This is a genomic window from Bacillus sp. DTU_2020_1000418_1_SI_GHA_SEK_038 (assembly GCF_032341175.1).
In the GTDB taxonomy this organism is placed as follows: domain Bacteria; phylum Bacillota; class Bacilli; order Bacillales; family Cytobacillaceae; genus Cytobacillus.
Window position 1 is genome coordinate 945,628 of record NZ_CP135435.1, and the last position, 19,162, is coordinate 964,789.

At 38.7% G+C, this 19,162-nt stretch carries 20 protein-coding genes; 13 read left to right on the forward strand and 7 right to left on the reverse strand.

The genetic code is table 11. The annotated features are described in order from the left end of the window. Nucleotides 1-10: 10 nt before the first annotated feature. The gene (locus tag RRV45_RS04750) at nucleotides 11-1,240 is read right to left on the reverse strand and encodes an MFS transporter (protein ID WP_315667612.1); all 1,230 of its coding nucleotides are present in this window, start codon (nucleotides 1,238-1,240) and stop codon (nucleotides 11-13) included. A 327-nt stretch (nucleotides 1,241-1,567) separates the two neighbouring features. On the opposite strand from RRV45_RS04750, the gene RRV45_RS04755 reads away from it, so the two are divergent. Both RRV45_RS04755 and RRV45_RS04760 read left to right on the forward strand, forming a co-directional pair. Beyond that, a complete protein-coding gene (locus tag RRV45_RS04755) occupies nucleotides 1,568-3,016 on the forward strand; it encodes an alanine/glycine:cation symporter family protein (RefSeq protein WP_315667613.1) in 1,449 nt (482 codons plus the stop codon). Between the two features lie 346 nt (nucleotides 3,017-3,362). Continuing rightward, nucleotides 3,363-4,715, forward strand: coding sequence for an alanine/glycine:cation symporter family protein (locus tag RRV45_RS04760; protein ID WP_315667614.1), 1,353 nt, complete (start codon nucleotides 3,363-3,365; stop codon nucleotides 4,713-4,715). Nucleotides 4,716-4,781: 66 nt separating this feature from the next. Here the strand turns inward: RRV45_RS04760 and RRV45_RS04765 are convergent, their stop codons facing one another. Beyond that, nucleotides 4,782-5,213, reverse strand: a complete 432-nt coding sequence (locus RRV45_RS04765) for a hypothetical protein (protein WP_315667615.1) — start codon at nucleotides 5,211-5,213, stop codon at nucleotides 4,782-4,784. A 159-nt stretch (nucleotides 5,214-5,372) separates the two neighbouring features. Here RRV45_RS04765 and RRV45_RS04770 point away from each other — a divergent pair, with 159 nt between their 5' ends. Both RRV45_RS04770 and RRV45_RS04775 read left to right on the forward strand, forming a co-directional pair. After that, nucleotides 5,373-6,515, forward strand: a complete 1,143-nt coding sequence (locus RRV45_RS04770) for a DEAD/DEAH box helicase (protein WP_315667616.1) — start codon at nucleotides 5,373-5,375, stop codon at nucleotides 6,513-6,515. Between the two features lie 69 nt (nucleotides 6,516-6,584). Next, nucleotides 6,585-6,719: a hypothetical protein gene (locus tag RRV45_RS04775; protein ID WP_269433520.1), complete on the forward strand. Its 135-nt coding sequence runs from the start codon at nucleotides 6,585-6,587 to the stop codon at nucleotides 6,717-6,719. A 77-nt stretch (nucleotides 6,720-6,796) separates the two neighbouring features. Here the strand turns inward: RRV45_RS04775 and RRV45_RS04780 are convergent, their stop codons facing one another. Together RRV45_RS04780 and RRV45_RS04785 are read right to left on the reverse strand one after the other, a co-directional pair. Further along, entirely contained in the window at nucleotides 6,797-8,320 is a 1,524-nt protein-coding gene (locus RRV45_RS04780; protein ID WP_315667617.1) for an FAD-dependent oxidoreductase, read from the reverse strand. Nucleotides 8,321-8,491: 171 nt separating this feature from the next. Then, nucleotides 8,492-8,647, reverse strand: coding sequence for a hypothetical protein (locus RRV45_RS04785; RefSeq protein ID WP_315667618.1), 156 nt, complete (start codon nucleotides 8,645-8,647; stop codon nucleotides 8,492-8,494). A gap of 191 nt (nucleotides 8,648-8,838) precedes the next feature. Here RRV45_RS04785 and rraA point away from each other — a divergent pair, with 191 nt between their 5' ends. Beyond that, nucleotides 8,839-9,318: a ribonuclease E activity regulator RraA gene (rraA, locus tag RRV45_RS04790; RefSeq protein WP_315667619.1), complete on the forward strand. Its 480-nt coding sequence runs from the start codon at nucleotides 8,839-8,841 to the stop codon at nucleotides 9,316-9,318. A 129-nt stretch (nucleotides 9,319-9,447) separates the two neighbouring features. On the opposite strand, the gene RRV45_RS04795 is transcribed toward rraA, so the two are convergent. Further along, entirely contained in the window at nucleotides 9,448-10,365 is a 918-nt protein-coding gene (locus RRV45_RS04795; protein ID WP_315667620.1) for a VanW family protein, read from the reverse strand. Nucleotides 10,366-10,604: 239 nt separating this feature from the next. Between RRV45_RS04795 and RRV45_RS04800 the strand changes: the two genes are divergently transcribed. The 5 genes from RRV45_RS04800 to RRV45_RS04820 all read left to right on the forward strand — a co-directional run bounded on the left by RRV45_RS04800 (nucleotide 10,605) and on the right by RRV45_RS04820 (nucleotide 14,145). Then, complete coding sequence (locus tag RRV45_RS04800; RefSeq protein WP_315667621.1) at nucleotides 10,605-10,949, forward strand: lmo0954 family membrane protein; 345 nt, start codon at nucleotides 10,605-10,607, stop codon at nucleotides 10,947-10,949. 21 nt (nucleotides 10,950-10,970) lie between these two features. After that, entirely contained in the window at nucleotides 10,971-11,618 is a 648-nt protein-coding gene (locus RRV45_RS04805) for a PspA/IM30 family protein (RefSeq protein ID WP_315667622.1), read from the forward strand. 124 nt (nucleotides 11,619-11,742) lie between these two features. Next, nucleotides 11,743-12,477 carry a cell wall-active antibiotics response protein LiaF gene (liaF, locus tag RRV45_RS04810; protein ID WP_315667623.1) on the forward strand — a complete coding sequence of 245 codons (735 nt, stop codon included), beginning with the start codon at nucleotides 11,743-11,745 and terminating at the stop codon, nucleotides 12,475-12,477. Next, entirely contained in the window at nucleotides 12,474-13,520 is a 1,047-nt protein-coding gene (locus RRV45_RS04815) for a sensor histidine kinase (RefSeq protein WP_315667624.1), read from the forward strand. The genes liaF and RRV45_RS04815 overlap by 4 nt, the downstream gene beginning before the upstream one ends. After that, nucleotides 13,513-14,145, forward strand: a complete 633-nt coding sequence (locus RRV45_RS04820) for a response regulator transcription factor (protein WP_315667625.1) — start codon at nucleotides 13,513-13,515, stop codon at nucleotides 14,143-14,145. Before RRV45_RS04815 ends, RRV45_RS04820 begins: the two co-directional genes overlap by 8 nt. A gap of 85 nt (nucleotides 14,146-14,230) precedes the next feature. On the opposite strand, the gene RRV45_RS04825 is transcribed toward RRV45_RS04820, so the two are convergent. Continuing rightward, on the reverse strand, nucleotides 14,231-14,941 hold the full coding sequence (locus RRV45_RS04825) for a DUF421 domain-containing protein (RefSeq protein ID WP_315667627.1): 711 nt from the start codon (nucleotides 14,939-14,941) through the stop codon (nucleotides 14,231-14,233). Between the two features lie 190 nt (nucleotides 14,942-15,131). Between RRV45_RS04825 and RRV45_RS04830 the strand changes: the two genes are divergently transcribed. Together RRV45_RS04830 and RRV45_RS04835 are read left to right on the forward strand one after the other, a co-directional pair. Beyond that, nucleotides 15,132-16,406, forward strand: coding sequence for an L-cysteine desulfidase family protein (locus RRV45_RS04830; protein WP_315667628.1), 1,275 nt, complete (start codon nucleotides 15,132-15,134; stop codon nucleotides 16,404-16,406). A gap of 307 nt (nucleotides 16,407-16,713) precedes the next feature. Then, nucleotides 16,714-18,039 (forward strand): polysaccharide biosynthesis protein, encoded by a 1,326-nt coding sequence (locus RRV45_RS04835; protein ID WP_315667629.1) that lies wholly within the window; start codon nucleotides 16,714-16,716, stop codon nucleotides 18,037-18,039. Nucleotides 18,040-18,236: 197 nt separating this feature from the next. On the opposite strand, the gene RRV45_RS04840 is transcribed toward RRV45_RS04835, so the two are convergent. Further along, nucleotides 18,237-18,749, reverse strand: coding sequence for an acyl-CoA thioesterase (locus RRV45_RS04840; protein WP_315667631.1), 513 nt, complete (start codon nucleotides 18,747-18,749; stop codon nucleotides 18,237-18,239). Nucleotides 18,750-18,975: 226 nt separating this feature from the next. Here RRV45_RS04840 and RRV45_RS04845 point away from each other — a divergent pair, with 226 nt between their 5' ends. Next, nucleotides 18,976-19,107, forward strand: coding sequence for a hypothetical protein (locus RRV45_RS04845; RefSeq protein ID WP_315667632.1), 132 nt, complete (start codon nucleotides 18,976-18,978; stop codon nucleotides 19,105-19,107). Nucleotides 19,108-19,162: the final 55 nt, after the last annotated feature.

Below are 19,162 nucleotides of genomic sequence, written 5' to 3' on the forward strand. Positions count from 1 at the left end.
CCCCCGCTGATTATGAGGGCATTCTTTTTTTACTCAAACTTACCCCGGCTATTTCCGAATTTCGGTTCATAGCGACTAGTAAAATAAATCCACTCACTATTAGGAGCAAACTTGTTGTGAAAAATACAGCAGAAAAGCCAAAATAGCCAGAAATAATTCCTCCCATCACGGGACCAATAATGTTTCCGAAAAAGCGCAGGCTTGTGTTATAGCCAAGAACTTCCCCTTGCATGGCGATGGGTGCCTCCTGCCTGATATAAGCAATCCGGACGGGAATAATACCTCCGATTGTCACGCCAAGAGTAAATCGAATGAGCACCAGCTGCGAATAATTCGTGACAAATCCTCCGGGCAGATAGAAAAGGCCTGCTAGAAAAAGCAAAATAACTAGAATTTTAATATAGCCGTAGCGGTCGGCAATTTTTCCCCATTTTCTAGCCATTATCAAGTTCCCCAGCCCTCCTGCTGAAAAAGCAATCCCGGCAAAAAATGCAAGGTTTTCCGTGCCATGAAGCTCACTGACATATAAAGAGAGAATGGGCTGGATGCTAAAGTGAGCCATTTGAATAAGAGCTGAGATGAGCAAAACGGTTAACAAAACAGGGTGGCGGATAATGTGAAGAATGACTTCCTTACTCGAATAACTTGTTTTCTTATCTTCCTTATTCTGCAGAATGATTTCTTTAGTAAATAAAACGAGCAGAGCGGAAATAAATATGAAAATCGAAGTCCATTTAAATGTATCAGCATAACCAAATATATCTGCAAGGATACCGCCAAGCATAGGCCCCATCAGCGAACCTGTAATACTGCCGGTCTGTAAAGTTCCCATTACCTTTCCTGCAATATGCTTCGGGGTTTGCGTTGAAATAAATGCCTGCGACATTGGTATAAAGCCTGTAAAAATCCCCATAAAAAGCCTGAGCATAAAAAGCTGCCAGACAGAAGTAACGTATCCCATGAGGAAAATGGATAATCCCATACCTAAGCCTGAAACAATGAGAATTTTCTTTCTCCCGTATAAATCACCAATTCTTCCCCAAATCGGCGAAAAGAGAAAAGCGGCAACAAAGGTAATGGCAAACGTCCATCCAGACCAATGCTGTACATAAGTCGAAGAAAAATTCCCAAACGTCTTAATGTACAGAGAGATAAATGGCAAAACCATCGTCATGCTGCCAGCAACGAAGAAATTGGCGAACCACATTATGAATAAATTCCGTTTTGAATCAGGATTCATTCCTTTAAAACACTTCTTTCTTTTTTATTTCGTTTCCCTAAATATAGTATACATGAGTTTCTGAAAATATGAAAAAATATGCAAAGTGGGTGCTTTTTCAAAGTTTACAGCAGTAAAGTATAAAGGTGTAGGATGGGTATGAGAAGGGTTAAATTACTTTATCCAAAAAGCAATATATTGGATATTACAGGGCTAAAGCTATAGTCTAATAGGTTTATTGACAAGTGTAAATAAATTTTAAAATAATGATTGTTTTATTTTTGTACATGTTTTATAATTCTTAATAGGAAAAAGATTCAGAATATACAACACAAAGGGGGATTTTATTTGGAAGCTTTTGTTAATGGATTGAATAATATTTTATGGAGTACACCTGTCATTTATATTTGTCTTGGTGTAGGGCTATTATTTTCAATTCTTACTCGTTTTCTTCAAGTTAGACTAATTAAAGACATGGTTATGCTCATGTTCCAAGGAAAAAGTTCTTCTGCGGGCGTTTCATCTTTCCAGGCCTTATCTATTGCTCTTTCTGGCCGCGTAGGAACTGGTAATATTGCTGGAACTGCCACTGCTATTGCAATGGGTGGTCCAGGTGCTGTTTTCTGGATGTGGGCAATTGCTTTTATCGGGGCAGGAACTGCCTTTGTTGAATCAACATTAGCCCAGATTTACAAAGTAAAGAAAGACGGGTTATATCGTGGGGGCCCAGCCTATTACATTGAAAAGGGTATGGGGGTTAAATGGTTTGCTGTTCTTTTCGCTATCTCTGCTTTAGTGGCATTGTCACTATTAATGCCTGGTATTCAAGCAAATGCAATTGCTTCAGGGATTGAAAATGCATTTAGTGTTCCTAAATGGATTACAGGGCTATTTGTTTGCGGATTACTTGCACTAATTATCTTTGGTGGAGTTAAGCGTATTGCAAATGCGGCACAATTAATTGTTCCGTTTATGGCTATTGGATATATTCTAGTTGCATTAATTATTATGGCAATGAATATCGGAGAAATTGGAAACGTTTTCTCTTTAATCTTTAGAAGTGCTTTCGGTGCCGATGCGGCATTTGGAGGAATCATTGGTAGTGCAATTGCTTGGGGAGTTAAGCGTGGAATTTACTCTAATGAAGCTGGACAGGGAACTGGTCCGCATGCTGCTGCTGCTGCAGAAGTTTCCCATCCTGCAAAGCAAGGTTTAGTGCAAGCGTTTTCAGTTTATATCGACACATTATTTGTGTGTTCAGCGACAGCATTTATGATTCTTTTTACAGGTATGTTCAATACAGTTGGCACAGATGGAAATATGATTGCGGAAAACTTGCCAGGAGTTGAAGCAGGACCTGGATATACTCAGGCAGCTGTTGAATCAGTATTACCTGGATTTGGAGCAGGCTTCGTAGCTATTTCACTTTTCTTCTTTGCCTTTACTACACTAATGGCATACTACTATATGTCAGAAACAAACGTTACCTATTTATTTAAAAACAGTAAATGGCCAACATTTATTCTGAAGTTTGTATTGCTAGGTTCAGCCTTCTATGGATCTGTTAAAACGGCTGGTCTTGCATGGGCATTAGGAGATGTTGGATTAGGTCTCATGGTTTGGCTAAACATTATTGCCATCCTCATTCTTGCTAAACCAGCTTTGCTGGCCCTAAAAGACTACGAACAACAAAAGAAACAAGGACTCGATCCTGTGTTCAACTCAACAAAGCTTGGCATCAAAAATGCTGAGTACTGGGAAAACGGTTACCAAGAGGAAAAAGAAAAAGTATCTTAATAGATTACAAGAAGGATGCTTGGCATATGCTGAGCATCTTTTTTCTGTTCTCTTTTAAAAAACTTAAAAATATTTGCGTTTTATTAAAAAATTTAAAATATTTTTTAGTCCATCCGCCCCTTGCTACTATAGGTTTTTATTAATAATTGAGTAAAAAATTATGCCCATCGAATTAATATTTTTAAAAATAAATATTGTGTCTACTTTTTGAATAATATATAATTATTGTAATATGATTAATAGTCTTAATTACAATAATATTCTGAAATATTAAAGGAGGATTTTTAGAGAAAGAAAGGGTTAATCGATCATGAGATTTTAACTAACAGAGAGAAGGGGAAACAATATGACAGATATTCTATCAAAAATTGCAGATTTTGTTTGGGGACCACCCTTACTAGTATTATTAGTTGGAACAGGACTTTTTCTTACTATTCGTTTAGGATTTATGCAGTTTAGCAGTCTTCCATATGCACTTAAACTAGCTTTTTCAAAAAACCAGGATAAAAAATCAGCAGGAGATATTTCACATTTCCAATCATTAATGACAGCTCTAGCTGCGACTATTGGAACTGGTAATATTGCAGGGGTGGCAACAGCGGTTGTTCTTGGGGGGCCTGGTGCTGTATTTTGGATGTGGATCACAGCCCTTGTAGGGATGGCAACGAAATACGCGGAAGCCATTTTAGCCGTAAAATATCGTACAGTTGGTAAACGAGGAGAAATGGCCGGCGGACCGATGTATTATATTGAAAAAGGATTAGGCTGGAAATGGCTTGCTGTATTATTTGCATTCTTTGGAGCAATTGCTGCATTTGGTATTGGAAGCTCAGTTCAATCGAACTCTGTTGCAGCTGCAGTTCAGTCCAGCTTTGGGATTAACCCTTGGATAACTGGTATTATTTTAACTGTTGGAACAGGGGCGGTTTTATTAGGCGGAATCAAAAGTATAGGTAAAGTTACTTCCTTAATGGTTCCATTTATGGCGATTTTCTATGTTTTAGGTGGATTAACTATAATTTTATTAAATGTTAGCGAGCTTCCTTCTGCATTAGCTCTTATTTTTACTGATGCATTTACTGGACAAGCAATGGCTGGCGGTGCAATTGGTTCGGTTATCCGTTACGGGGTTGCACGTGGAGTATTCTCTAATGAAGCGGGTATGGGATCTGCACCAATTGCTGCAGCTGCTGCAAAAACAGATCATCCCGGACGTCAAGCTCTAATTTCTATGACAGGAACTTTTCTTGATACAGTTGTTGTCTGTTCAATCACTGGTATTACCCTCGTTATGGGTGGACTATATGCAAAAGGTGAATCAACAGGTGCTGCGTTAACGACACAAACCTTTGATCTATTGCTCCCAGGTGTTGGCGGCTGGGTTGTAACAATCGGATTAATTTTCTTTGCTTATTCAACTGTATTAGGCTGGGCATATTATGGTGAAAAATGTTTTGAATACTTATTTGGCTTTAAATCTATTGCAGTTTACCGAATCATTTACACAGCAACTGTGCTGCTTGGTGCAGGAGCAAGTCTTGGTTTAGTATGGACGATTGCAGATATTTTCAATGCATTAATGGCAATCCCTAACTTAATCGGACTTCTATTCCTATCTGGAGTTGTTGTAGCTGAAACGAAAGCATTCAAGCAAATTAGAGCACAAGAAAAGGCACAAAAAGCTAATACAGCAGCATAATATCTATACTATAGTAATATAAAGTATAAGAAGGTGAAACCTATTAATGATAGGTCTCACCTTCTTTTATGGCGTTATCCCTAAATACTCAGCCATTTTACTTAGATCCGAATTATTTTGGTCAATCGTAAAAAAGTAAACATTGTTTTCATCATCAAAAATCATGATATAAGGGTCTTCTTCAACTGGATAAAAAATATTCATTTCATCTGCAAGAGTATGAATCCATTGATTTTGAACTTTAATGGGAGGACGAAGAGGAATCCTGACAATAAACCCTTTTCTAGGAATGGGATTTATTTTCTTATATATACCCTCAATATTGGATAGGTAGTTTTCAGCTTCTTTATTGATGGCTGCTGTAATAGGAATTTCTTTAACAACCTTTGCCTTATCTATATGATATACTTCAATCCTCTCGCTCTTTCCCTCGGCATGAATAGGTAATGAATAAACTAGTAATCCTATTATTAAAACAATGGGAATTATACGGTTCAAAGGCTTCACCTCATTAATAATATGACCGGATAGGTGCCTAACTATTCCTCACAAAAGCTGACTTAGACTAGACATCTTATGCGTGATACGCTAGTATCAGTAGCGAAAATACTTTTCAAAAAATGAATGTTTACATATATAAAATTTAAGGAGTCCTATATGACACAAACTTTAATTAGCGAACTAAAGCCATTTATCCAAGAGGTATGGAAAAAATCGAATTTTTCACAACCAACAACGATTCAGTCAAATGCAATTCCAGCTGCAGTTGAGGGAAAGGATCTAATTGCTGAGTCTCCGACAGGTACTGGAAAGACGCTTGCTTATTTGCTGCCGATATTAGAGAAAATTGAAAGTGATCAAAAGAGCCTTCAGGCGGTTATTATTGCACCTTCTCAAGAGCTTGTAATGCAAATCTTGCAAGAAATTCAAAAGTGGTCCGAAGGCAGCGGTATTCGAGCAGCCTCCTTTATTGGAGGCGCCAATGTAAAGAGGCAGCTGGAAAAATTAAAAAAGCATCCTCATATTGCTTTAGGTACACCTGGGAGAATGCTGGAATTAATTAAGCAGAAAAAGCTGAAAATGCATGAAGTCAAAATGATTGTGCTCGATGAGGGGGATCAGCTGCTAGTACCTGAGCATTTGGAAACAGTTCGAAATATCGTCAAGTCCGCTTTAAGTGAACGTCAAATCCTTTTGTTTTCGGCTACACTGCCGCAGGGAACAGAAAAGCTGGCACGAGAATTAACAGCAGATCCTGAAATTATCAGAGTTGAAAAAGATGAAACAATCAACGCAGCCAATGTTGATCATTTTTACTTTATTACGGAAAAAAGAGACAAAATCATGATGCTTGAAAAAATCTCAAGGTTGGATGAGATTAAAGCACTTGTTTTTGTAAAGGATATAGGGAATTTAACAGTTATGTCAGAGAAGCTAGCTTATAAAAATATTTTAACAAGTTCTCTGCATAGTGATTTAAATAAAATGGATCGGCAAAATGCTTTAAAGGATTTACGGACAGGAAAGACAAATTTGCTGCTTGCAACAGATGTAGCAGCAAGAGGGTTGGATATTAAAGATGTCACTCATGTCGTTCATTTCGATTTCCCGAAAGATTTGAAGCAGTATGTTCACCGTTCAGGAAGAACAGGGAGATTTGGCGCGAGCGGAACAGTTATTTCCTTAGTAACGGAGAGAGAGGAAAGAGAACTTAGGAAATTTACGAAGGAGCTTGGCATTCTAGCTTCAAAGAAAGTCATGCGTGCTGGTAAAATAATCGATCCGGACCAACGAAAATAATTATTAGAATAAAGTTTCGATATTCGCCCATACTACTTTTTGAAATAGTAAAAAGGAGTCGAGGAAGCTATGGGCAGAAAAAAACAGGGTAATGCAAATGCGGAACGCAATAAGAATGCCAAAAAAGGCAATCGAACGAGCTCAGAACTAGTTGAGTTTACAACAGGACACGATAATCCACAAAAAAACCGCCGCCAAGAGTAAAAGGCAGTAGTTATATTTTTTAAAAGAAAATTAAAAAAATCCTCTTTATTCTTCACGAAAGAGGATTTTTTCTATCTCTATTGTAAATCAATCTTTTTAAGCGGCAATTTGGTTGGTCCGTTTAGTACTTCTCCATCATACGTGTACCTTGATCCATGGCAAGGACAATCCCATGTCCTATCTCCCTCATTCCACTCCGTTTCACAGCCCATATGTGTGCAGGTTGTATTAACAAGATGCATATTTCCTTCTTTGTCCCGGTATGCACCGGCTCTTTCTCCATTAATCATGACAACAGCGCCTTCGTCCTTCTCGATATCATCCAGCGCTTTTGGTGTAACGGCGAGCTTTCCTTTAATAAGGTGACCAGCAACATCTGTATTAATAGAGAACACCTTTTTAAGACTTGGATCTGCTTGGAATCGAGAAGGAGAGAACAGCTCTTCATAAGGATTTTCCTTTCCAATAATGATATCCTTCAGAAGCATAGCTGCCGCTGTTCCATTCGTCATTCCCCATTTCCGGAAACCAGTAGCAACGTGTATATTTGGTTTATTGGCCTTGATTCGACCGATATACGGGAGTTTGTCCAATGTTACCAAATCCTGCGCTGACCAGCGGTATGGGAATTCGGTAATCCCAAACACCTCAGCTGCAAAGTTTTCAAGTGCTTCATAATGCTTCATTGTGTTAATACCTTGTCCTGTTTTATGGCTTTCGCCTCCAACGAGGATTAATTTATCTCCATTATATGGCGTATATCTGAGAGAGCGGGTTGGTTCATCAGCGCTAATATACATACCATCTGGGAAATCTGTGCTTGTTTTGATCCCAAGTATATAGGAGCGATCGGCATACATTCTGGCAAAATAAAATCCCATTATGTCTACAAATGGGTAATGAGAAGCAACAATTACTTGTTTACATTTTACTCGGTGTCCATCTCTCGTAATCACGACAGGATGGTCATTTTCCCCAATGTCTACAGCAGTTGTATGTTCATAGACAATGCCGCCAGCATCGAGAAAATCCAGCAGCAAGACATTTAAGTACTTTAATGGGTGGAATTGTGCCTGATCATTCATCACAAGTGCCAATTTAGTATTAATATTAAAAGGAATGCTCTCCTCTAGCTTGCCATTAATCCCAAGTTTTTCGTATGCTTCCATTTCTGTCTCAAGCTTCCTCGCATACTGATCAGAAGTCGCATACATGATGGCACGCTGGTCACTAAAGTCACAATCAATCCTTTTATCTTGTACTTGGCTGCGAACAAAATCGATCGCTCCCATTTCCGCTTCGAAATAAAGCTTTGTCCTTTCCAGACCAAAGTGATTAATAAATTCATCGTAAATTAATCCATGCTGGGCGGTAAGCTTTGCTGTAGTATGGCCAGTTGTTCCAGTCAGGATGTTTCCAGCCTCCAAAATAGCTACCTTTAATCCCTCTTTCAAAAGAAGGAATCCAGCTGTAATACCGGTAATTCCGCCCCCAACAATGGCCACATCAACAGAAGTATGTTCAGTGAGCTTTCCGAAAGATGGAAGGGGAGCTTCTCTCCAATAAGACTCAGGAAACTGGGGCATTTTTTTATTAGACATACCTTTCCTCCTATACGTTACTTCATCCATAATTTTTCCAATAGATGTCATTTGTATACAGTTTGTAGGAGGATATAACTATAACATTTTTCAATAGAATAAAAAGCCGGCTATAAAAAATAGCCAGCCATTCAATCGGAAAAAAATAAATTAAGACGTTTCATCACTTTTTCAATCTCCGCTTTCAGTCACTTCATCATTCGGAATAGGATCAATAGACTTTGCGTCTTCCAGATTCAGTGCTTTATTCGTAAAATAATGCAGAAGGATTCCAACAATACCTAAGGAAATGACAAAACCGAGTGTTGTCACAATCATTAATATCATTATTTTGCCTCCTTTTTTTGCGATCCTTGTAAGACTTGAATCGATCAAATTCGTGTTATAATTGGAAAAAAGGTGATCATTTTAGATATATGCTCGGGAAACACATTTTTTTCCGATAATAAAGGGATAATCGTTATTTATAATGAAATAAATAGAAGATGGGAAGAAAAAATAGTTTAGGAGGTTGAAGAATGATTAAGAAAACAGCCGATCTTTGTGATAAATTCGGAAAGGAATTGGAAGTATGCCAGCAAGAATTCCGCTCTTTCGGGAAGAAGAAACAGTTCGATGGTCCAATTTCAACAGTGAGAGTATTTGAAGATAATGTGTTAGTAAAGCAATCATTAGAAACCATACCCGAAGGAAATGTCCTTGTAGTAGACGGAGGCGGTTCGAAAAGATGTGCGTTGGTTGGTGATATGCTAGCTGAAATTGCGGTCAGCAGGAAGCTTGGGGGCGTCATTATCAATGGCTGTGTTAGGGATTCCGCAGAACTTGCCCAAATGGATATTGGACTTCTAGCGCTGGGAACTAATCCATTGCGGAGTAAAAAGGATGGAAAAGGTGAAAAAGATATTATTGTTACATTTGGAGGGATTGATTGGAATCCTGGCGATTATATTTATGCGGATGAAGATGGAGTAGTAATAAGCTCCAAAAAATTAATCTAAAAAGCGAAGAGGCCCTCCTCTTCGCTTTTTTTGGTGCCTGGCTCAACAATAAATCAATATCTATATCCTATATCTAAAACATGAAACTAGATATTGAATCGTGGCCTCTGGCACCTGTGCTTATATTCATCATTCTTCCCCGGTAGTTTGGATTTCTTCAGGCAGAGTTTTCGAAGCGCCTGGAACGATTCGAGGCTCGTATTCGATTTCATCAGATGAATATATTTGGATCGCAATTTGTCCTCCGGAAGCTCGAGCCCGAATTAATAATGGAAAGGTATATTCGTTTTTAAAGCTGAAGTCAGGTCCATACCAGCTGACAGCAGCATCCCTTCCATTTGGTACATACGGAACGCTTTTGGAATGGGAATAGCGTTCAATGATTTTCAAACCAGCCCGATCAACCGAGTTAAATAGGGTAGATGAGACTTGGCAGATTCCCCCGCCAATATCCTCGGCTAACTCTCCTCGAACAATAACAGGCGCACGCATATAACCCCTATTCTTCGTTCGCTTTCCTACAACACGATTAAAGGAAAAAGTCTCACCAGGAAAAACAACCTGATTATTAATGGCTTCTGCCGCAAGAGCTATATTATGAGAGCGTGCTTTATTTCTTTGATTGAAAAAGGTCACATATCTTCCAATTTGCTTAACGTGAATATGCAACAATAAATCCCGATCCACTCGTGGATGAATCGCAAGCATTGGCACTTCAATTTTAGAAGTGTTCCTGTTGTAAAAGTATGTATAGAACAGGTCTGTAAAAGCCTTTCGGTGTAATCTCCTGCCTTTTTCTTCTGCTATAGCTTTTCCTGTCTGGCTAATATAAGCATTTTTCGGTGCTAGATACGTTTGTTTATCGACCACTTCAAGGAGCTCATTCAATTTTTCTATATCGATTAAAGGAAAATCTGGAAAAGAGATTGCGTAATCCATTCGGTCAACTGTTATGACTGATTCTCCCTCGCATTCGATTGTGAGGCTTCCAGGCGGTTGAGCAGGTTGGATAAAAAGTAATATTCCGCATAGCCAAGAAAGGTACATATTATGGCACACCTCCTAAATCTAGTATGGTTTAGAGCAGAGAATTCATGTATTATTCCTTTCTATTTTTTACTATAGGCTGTTAGGTGAAATTGGAGTCTTTTCCTGTTCATTTTAATGTCTCTTACCTTAGGCCGCTCATATGCTCGGTCTCTGGACCTAGTTAAAAATAAAGCTCAGGCTCGTTATGAGAAGAATGAAATCAAGGTAAGATGATATCAAGAAAGGAGGAAACGAAAATGAAAAAATTCGGTTTACTATTAGCAGGAGGAATTGCTGCATTTGTATTATTGTCAAATCTTGGACCATTGGTGGCCCTAGGAATCAGCATCGTTATTCTGTACTACGTGTTTAAACAATTTTTGAAAACAGATTCAACATTAATGAAAATTGGCTGGGGGATCATCGGCTTTATTGCACTGATGGCCACTGCTTCCAATATACCAGCAATCCTTGGTATTGCCGCTGCTTATGTTCTGTATCTTGTGTATAAAAAATGGAATGAAAAAAAGTCAGTCGTTGTAGAAGACAATGACCCATTCACAAATTTTGAAAAGCAATGGGCAGAACTAAAGAAAAAATAAAAATCTTAAGGAGAGAGAAAAATGACAAATCTATTTACTCGTATTAAAAACACTGTATTAGCAGATATCAATGAGGTGCTAGATCAAAAGGAGAAGAGAAATCCAATTACCCTCTTAAATCAATATTTACGTGATTGTGAGAAGGAAACTGAAAAAGTCCGCAAGCTGATGGAACGTCAATATGCGTTGAAGGAAGAGTTCAGCAGAGAATATCGCCAAGCAGAGGATTTAGCAGGAAAAAGAAAACGTCAGGCTGAAATTGCTTCACAGGCTGGAGAAAATGAACTTTACTTATTTGCTTCCGCGGAGCATGCACAGTATGAGGAACGTGCGGCACGCCTAAAGGATGCACTGAACCAGTCAAACCAGCAGCTTGCTGAATTAGAAAAAAAATATGAAGAAATGAAGCATAAGCTGAAAGACATGCATATTCGCCGCATGGAGCTAATGGGCCGTGAAAATATGACAAGAGCTCAAGTGAAAATGAATCAGGTGCTGGATCAGGACATTTCTTCTAATAAGTCAGCTTCCCGCTTCCAAGAAATTGAATCATATTTAGATCGATTAGAAAATCAAGTGAACAGCTCCTATTATCGCAGTACGATTGACGCGCGCATCGCACAAATAGAAAAAGATATGAAAAAAGAAGAAACTCATTCTATTTCATAAGGGAAACATGGTATTCTAAAAAGGCGTGGACAACTGCGCCTTTTTTGGAAGTTTCATAGTGAACATTTTAGAACCATCCATTATCATTGCACTTGTGCTTATTTAATAAGGAGGGAGGAGTCCCATGATAAATAGAGTGAAGAGTGAATATATAAGTTGGATATTATTGCTGGGGGCAGTTGTTCTCTTTTTGGAATTTACATTTTTTAATCGGGGATTGATCTTTTCCCTCCTTGTGGAAGTGGGCATGATTTATATCGGGAGAAAATGGATGCCCCGTAAATCCGGAAAACTCCTGTTTTGGCTTGGAATTATCTTTTTGATTATTAGTATTTTTAGTATGATTACATTTAAATTTTTTCTGTTAGCGATTCTAATCCATTTCTTAATCCAATTCGTTCAGGCTAAGAAAAATCCAGCACATATCAAGCCTGAATTGAAGGAACCAAGTATGAATCTGGAGAAGGAAACGGTCATTCGGCATAAACCGTTCTTCGGCAATCAATTATTCGGACAGCAAAAGACTCCCGACCACGTCTACGAATGGAGCGATATTAATATTCAGACAGGGATCGGGGATACCGTTATTGATTTAAGCTACACTGTTCTCCCAAAAGGGGAAACGGTTATTTATATTAGAAATCTAATTGGAAACATTCAAGTCCTTGTTCCTTATGATATAGAAATAAGTGTAAATCATTCTGTATTAGCTGGTTCAATTGAAATCTTTGGAGCTCAGGAACCAAAGGTTTTTAATCAGACATTGAAGGTTCAAACTACAGGGTTTGATCAAGCTGAACAACGTGTCAAAATTATTACCTCGATCCCAGTAGGTGATTTAGAGGTGAAGCGCGTATGAATATTGTTCAGCGACAAGTCGTTATAGGAGTAGCAGTATCCATTCTCATCTGCAGCTTCTTTATCATTTCTTTTCTATTTCGTTTTCCGCTAATTGATTGGAAAGAGCTATGGGATACAAATATTATGGATATTCCATATGTTATTTTTGTTCCAAGTGTCAGTATTTTTATTGGTATTATGTTTGGTTTAATCTCAGGATTCAATTGGAAAAAGCAAATTCTAACTGTCGATAACTGGCTCTATCATATTGAAGAAGGCCGTCAAATAGAAACGAAAGAGATGAATGCTCCGCCTGATCTGCATTCTATTGTAAACAGAGTAGGCAAAATTCAGAAGCAAATTACTGAACAGGCAAAGCTATCACAAAAGCTGGCAACTGAAAAAGCGGAGGATATGGAGAGCCGTGTTCAGGAAGTTATTTCTCAGGAAAGAAATCGTTTGGCAAGAGAGCTTCATGATTCTGTCAGCCAGCAGCTGTTTGCTGCTTCTATGCTAATGTCAGCTATCAATGAAGCAAAGCCTCAGACAAATGAAAGGGAAACGAAGCAATTAAAAATGGTGGAGGAAATGATTCACCAGTCACAGCTCGAAATGAGAGCCCTTCTCCTTCATTTAAGACCTGCTGCTTTAAAAGGGAAATCCCTTCAAGAAGGAATAAAGGAATTACTTGTCGAATTATCACAAAAAGTAACAATGGATATTAAATGGAAAATAGAGGACTTCCCTCTTGATAAAGGAATAGAGGATCATTTATTTCGCATTCTTCAAGAATCGGTTTCTAACACCCTCCGTCATTCGAAATCATCGAAGCTCGAAGTTTTGCTAATTCAAAGGGATGAGTTTGTTATTTTAAGAGTTGTGGATGATGGGATTGGCTTTGATGTTGAGGAAGCAAAAGCTGGGTCCTATGGTTTGCAGAATATGCATGAACGAGCGGTTGAAGTTGGAGGAACCCTCAAAATCATTAGTTTGAAAAGTAGCGGTACACGGCTTGAAGTGAAAATTCCTATTATAAAGCAAGAGGGGGAGGCCAATGATTAGAGTTTTATTTGTTGATGATCATGAAATGGTAAGAATCGGAGTTTCTTCGTATTTGTCTGCACAGCCCGATATTGAAGTGATTGGTGAAGCGGACAATGGTAGAACAGCTATTGATATGGCGTTGGATTTACGTCCGGATATCATTTTAATGGATTTAGTCATGAAGGAAATGGACGGAATTGAAGCAACGAGAAATATTATTGAAAGATGGCCAGAAGCGAAGATTATTATTGTCACAAGCTTCTTGGACGATGAAAAGGTCTATCCTGCTTTGGAAGCCGGGGCAACAAGCTATATGCTGAAAACTTCAAAAGCGAGTGAAATTGCTGATGCTGTCCGTTCCACCTATCAGGGACAATCCGTCTTAGAACCGGAAGTTACAGGAAAAATGATGGTAAAAATGAGGCAGAGGAACCAGCAGCTCCCTCATGAAGAATTGACAAGCAGAGAAATGGAAATACTCTTGCTCATGACGGAAGGAAAGACGAATCAGGAAATCGCTGATGAACTGTTTATCGCCTTAAAAACAGTCAAGACACATGTCAGCAACATACTCAGCAAGCTCCACGTACAGGACCGGACCCAGGCTGTGATCTATGCATTCAAGCATTCTCTTACTGAATAGCCATGAAAAGACCAACTCTAATTTTTCCGAGAAGGTCTTTTTTTTCATCTCTTTAATGGTGCCAGGCACCGAAAAAGGACAGTATTCATTTTTGTGTTTTTGGGGTGGAAAGTTTTGGTGGATGGATTGTTTGGAGGAAGAGTCCATCTCCCTCTAGCCATTCAGCTAGAAAGACATCCTTATAATGAGTAATACCTTGATTGCTGAGCTGCGTTTTTAACCAATCTTCCTTAAAACCAATTTCTTCAAGTTCATCCCATAATACAGTTCCATCACGAATCAGTGTTATGGGGACATAGACTGATTTTCCCGGGAGATTGAAATCCTCCTGAGTCGTTTTTTGATAGCGCGATTTTTTTAATATACTAATGGAACCGTTGCTTTCTAAGTAACAGAAGGCTACCTCTCTAATGGAAAAGGTCTCGCTTTGACGGAGCAAGCTTTGAAGCTGGTTAAGATTCAACCTGCTTTTCTTTAAGCCTTCTCTATCGATGACGCCGTTTTTGATAAGGGCGATAGGTTTTCCTTGGAATATTCCACGGAAAAAGAGGGATTTTCGATCGAGGTATTCTACGATAAATAGCAGTGCCCCCCATAGGATCATTGAGTAAATAATGTAAAAAACGCCAATCTTATCCTCATACATAGCATTCCCAAGCATTTCACTTAATACAATTGAGGCAATAAATGTAAAAGGAGTGATTTGATTAATAATCTTTCTGCCGACAATTTTGACGATGATAAATAAAAAAAAGAAGCCAACAATTAAGTCAATGGATAAATGTAACAGGCTCAATACAGTGTCCCTCTTTAATAGTGATTTTTGTTTTGTTACATTCTATTATTTTCCTAAGATTAGGAAGTTATGAGTCCAATGGGTACGCATTTTATATCTTCCTGAAAATGTTAATAACATGTAGAACATAAAAACAAATGATATGATAAAATTTACTTAAGTTATTCTGGATAAGACAGGTGGAGAAAAAGTGGACAAACATAAAATATTAGCGATTTTAGAAAAGGAACTTGTTATAGCACTAGGATGTACAGAGCCTGTTGCTATTGCATTGGCTGCAGCAACAGCGAAAAGCTATGTGGAAGGAACGATCCAAGAAATTTGCTTAAAGGCAAGCGGGAATATTATCAAAAATGCAAAGTCTGTTGGAATACCTGGGATGTCTGGGAAGGGGCTGGACTTCTCAGCAGCACTTGGAGCGGTTGCCGGAAACCCAGAGAAAAAATTGGAATTATTAGAGGGATTAACTAAGGAAGATGAGCTCTTGGCCCTTCAGCTGATTAATGAAGGAAAAGTGAAGGCAGGGCAGGCTGATTCACCAAAAAGGCTTTATATAGAAGTAACGGTTCAAACAGATAAGCAGACTTCTAAAGTAGTGATTTCGGATAATCACAGTAATATTACGTTAATTGAAGTGGATGGAAAGGCTGTGTTCCTCGGTGGCTGCGAGAATATTGGCATCCAAACCGATGAGGAGGAGCTAGAAAGTTTAACCATTGATGAAATTTATCATTGGGTTCTTCAGGCTGATATAAAGGATTTATCATTAGTAAAAAGGAGTATTGAATTAAACCGGGTTATCGGGATGGAAGGTTTGTCTGGTAATTACGGGTTAAATGTCGGAAGAACAATTCAAGAGAATGTGAAAAAAGGGTTCCTTTCCGATGATTTAGCAACTGCTGCTATGTCTCTTGCAGCTGCAGGCTCGGATGCGCGGATGGCAGGCTCTACTCTTCCGGTTATGGCGAATACGGGCAGCGGAAACCAAGGAATTGCTGTTACTCTTCCTGTTGTTGCCGTAGCAGAAAAACTGCAGGTGTCCGAGGATAAAATGATTCGGGCTGTTGCTTTAAGTCACCTGATCACAATCCATATCAAATCAAAATTTGGCCGGCTGTCTGCCTTATGCGGTGTAACAGCGGCGGGAATGGGCGCGAGCTCCGCCATTGTTTACTTGTTAGATGGCAAATTAGAGCAGGTGAAAGCAGCAGTACAAAACACAATCGGAAATGTATCTGGGATGATATGCGATGGGGCAAAGGCTGGCTGTGCGATGAAGGTATCCACCTGTTCGAATGTCGCTGTCCAATCTGCATTATTAGCCCTTAATCATCAAGAAATTCAATCAACAGACGGATTTATCCACGATGATGTTGAGAAAAGCATCGAAAGCTTCTGCAAGCTAGGTAATGAAGGGACTCGGCAAACAGATGAGCTTATTTTAAAATTAATGATGGAGAAATAAAGAAAGTGGACTCTGATTCCGTTATTTACCTGGAAAGAGGGTATTTCAAGTGGGTAGCGGACTCTAGTTCCACAATAGTATGAAAAATAGGGTATTTACCTCGTATTTTTGTTAATTAACGGATTCTATGTCCTCATCATTCGAAAAAGATGCGAATTTTTTAGAAATAGGGGATTCGCTGACTGCTAAAATCTTTTTCAAAACGTTCGACATAAATAATATTTCAAAGACTTGTCTCATATCTTATACAATACGATTCTGGCAATACAGCCGGGTCATATTTGGCAGATGTATAAGGAGAGGCAAAATGAATAAATTTTTCAAAGGAACATTATTATTAGCTGTTGCAGCATTTGCGGGAGAATGCATCGAATTTTTAGTAAATATGGTTTTAGCGAGGGAACTGGGGGAAAGAGGACTTGGCCTGTACATGTCCATTCTTCCAACGATTTTCTTGATTGTTTTGCTGGCGAGCTTTGAACTCCCCATCTCCATTTCAAAGTTTATTGCGGAAAAAGACAAGAAATATCATTATAGCATGCTCAACCATGTTATTAAGTTAACCGTTATTTTTACAGCTATTTTACTGCCATTGGCCATTACGATTATTCCATTTATCTCAGTATTTGATCAGTATCATCCTTATCTGAGATGGGTAGTAATTGCCTTTATCCCGATTGTTTCTTTCTCCTCGATTACAAGAGGATTTTTTATGGGGAAGCAGCAAATGGGGAAAATCGCTACTTATAATTTTATGAGAAAAATTGTACAGCTTTTATTACTAGTTTTCCTGTATCAAGTCTTTCAATTTGATACGGAGACGGCTGTGTTAATTGCCTTTTGTACCTTCATAGGGAGCGAGATTGTTGTTTTCTTCTACTTGCTCCATATGTTTATTCTACAATTTCAGCAGGTAAAAAGAGAGCCGCGCGAAAGAATGAGCGGGGGTACTGTTTGGAGAAGCTTGATGGCAGTATCCATTCCAACAACGGCATTAAGAGTATTTCATGCTTTGACACATGCGGTAGAGCCATTCCTCATTAAGGCAGCTCTATTACAAGCTGGAGTGAGCGGGATCGTGGCCACTGAACATTTCGGCATGCTGGCGGGAATCGCGATGACGGTAGGTTTTTTTCCAGCGTTTATTGCCCATTCCTTTTTAATTATGCTCATCCCAACCGTTTCTGAAGCCTATTCTGAAAAAAATACTGACAAGCTCCAACGCCTTCTGCAGCAAGTATGTATGATCACCTTTCTTTACGGAATCCCGGCTGTCATTTTCTTCTACTTATTTGCTGAACCGATTACACTTAACTTTTTCCATTCTTCTGATGCAGCTATTTATTTACAAATGCTATGGCCGTTTTTCCTGCTGCATTATTTCATCATTCCGATGCAGGCTTTCCTAATCGGTCTGGGACTTATGAAAGAGGCTTTTTACCATTTTGTTTGGTCAACGATTGTATCTTTTTCAGTGATGTACGTCCTCGGTTCCATGCAAAGCTTCCAAATGGATGGCATTATCATTGGGATGAATGCCGGGGCTGTTCTCTTATTTCTCATGCATTACCTAACTATTTGTAAGAAAATTGGTGTTAGCATACTGCTTTCTCCCGTTAGAGAGTTTCATTAGACTATTAATGGAAAGGCTATATTAGCGATTAATGTTGAATACCAGCCTTAAGCATGCATGCGGACGGGTTTTATTCGGGGTGAAAACAGGAGAGAGCATGTATGCATAAGGCGGTCTGATCGCCAAAAAAATACATTAACATAGCCTGTAGAAATAACAAGAGCAGCCAAGTTTAAATGGCTGCTCTAAAAATGTTTTTAATTAGGCAGATTCATTTTGTATGAATTTACCCTTTCGATACTGTCTTTTTTCCGTTTTTTTCTTATTTCTGCGCGTTCCTTTGCGGAATCGTACAGGCTTTTCTCTTCCTCTGATTCTGGAATTACGGCGGGAACGGGAGTAGGCTTTCCGTTTTTATCGACAGCGACCATCGTTAAGAAAGACATGGCACAAATATTGCTTTCACCCGTTAATAAATCTTCCGCAATGACTTTTACAAATACTTCCATAGAGGATCTTCCTGTATATGTAACAAAGGCTTCTAGGCAAACGGCATCACCTTGATGAATGGGGTGCAGGAAATCAACCGAATCCGTAGAGGCTGTTACTACGTTCTTCCTTGCATGGCGCGTGGCTGATATCGCGGCTGCATCGTCTATGTAAGCCATTAATTTCCCCCCGAATAAAGTTCCGTAAGCGTTCGTATCTGGCGGCAATACGATACTTGTTTTCATAACATATGATTCTTTGCATTTTTTTTGTTCCTGCATAATGCCCTCCTATGAGTCCTATCTGTATATTCTAAATTCATCATAACAAAAGGATATTAATTCCGTTTAAAATTTATTTACAATTTTATATTTGTTCCTATATAAGTATGCACGATAATGCTGTTCATTATTTTCAAATTGCTGCACGATTTTCCGCCTTAAACGTCTTACCTATAAATAAACTAAAAAGGCAGATGAATTTTAATGAAGTGAAGAGTTTGAAGTAATGATAGAAGGACAGTATCCGTTAGCAGCGACATTAACAATTCCTGATGCCGAGATGGTGGGAAAAAAATATATTTCTAGAGTTGGAACTAGTGCCAAGCATTACGCGTCTACAAGAAAGACCTTCTTATGACTAAATATGCGGACATTGATTCCGTTATTTTCATAAAATAGCCCTAATTTATGAG

Bases quoted from the DNA above. Each gene is read 5' to 3' on its own strand.
- RRV45_RS04750 (WP_315667612.1), bottom strand. From the start codon at position 1,240: ATGAATCCTGATTCAAAACGGAATTTATTCATAATGTGGTTCGCCAAT.
- RRV45_RS04760 (WP_315667614.1), top strand. From the start codon at position 3,363: ATGACAGATATTCTATCAAAAATTGCAGATTTTGTTTGGGGACCACCC.
- RRV45_RS04770 (WP_315667616.1), top strand. From the start codon at position 5,373: ATGACACAAACTTTAATTAGCGAACTAAAGCCATTTATCCAAGAGGTA.
- RRV45_RS04775 (WP_269433520.1), top strand. From the start codon at position 6,585: ATGGGCAGAAAAAAACAGGGTAATGCAAATGCGGAACGCAATAAGAAT.
- RRV45_RS04780 (WP_315667617.1), bottom strand. From the start codon at position 8,320: ATGTCTAATAAAAAAATGCCCCAGTTTCCTGAGTCTTATTGGAGAGAA.
- RRV45_RS04785 (WP_315667618.1), bottom strand. From the start codon at position 8,647: ATGATATTAATGATTGTGACAACACTCGGTTTTGTCATTTCCTTAGGT.
- rraA (WP_315667619.1), top strand. From the start codon at position 8,839: ATGATTAAGAAAACAGCCGATCTTTGTGATAAATTCGGAAAGGAATTG.
- RRV45_RS04795 (WP_315667620.1), bottom strand. From the start codon at position 10,365: ATGTACCTTTCTTGGCTATGCGGAATATTACTTTTTATCCAACCTGCT.
- RRV45_RS04800 (WP_315667621.1), top strand. From the start codon at position 10,605: ATGAAAAAATTCGGTTTACTATTAGCAGGAGGAATTGCTGCATTTGTA.
- RRV45_RS04805 (WP_315667622.1), top strand. From the start codon at position 10,971: ATGACAAATCTATTTACTCGTATTAAAAACACTGTATTAGCAGATATC.
- liaF (WP_315667623.1), top strand. From the start codon at position 11,743: ATGATAAATAGAGTGAAGAGTGAATATATAAGTTGGATATTATTGCTG.
- RRV45_RS04815 (WP_315667624.1), top strand. From the start codon at position 12,474: ATGAATATTGTTCAGCGACAAGTCGTTATAGGAGTAGCAGTATCCATT.
- RRV45_RS04820 (WP_315667625.1), top strand. From the start codon at position 13,513: ATGATTAGAGTTTTATTTGTTGATGATCATGAAATGGTAAGAATCGGA.
- RRV45_RS04835 (WP_315667629.1), top strand. From the start codon at position 16,714: ATGAATAAATTTTTCAAAGGAACATTATTATTAGCTGTTGCAGCATTT.
- RRV45_RS04840 (WP_315667631.1), bottom strand. From the start codon at position 18,749: ATGCAGGAACAAAAAAAATGCAAAGAATCATATGTTATGAAAACAAGT.
- RRV45_RS04845 (WP_315667632.1), top strand. From the start codon at position 18,976: ATGATAGAAGGACAGTATCCGTTAGCAGCGACATTAACAATTCCTGAT.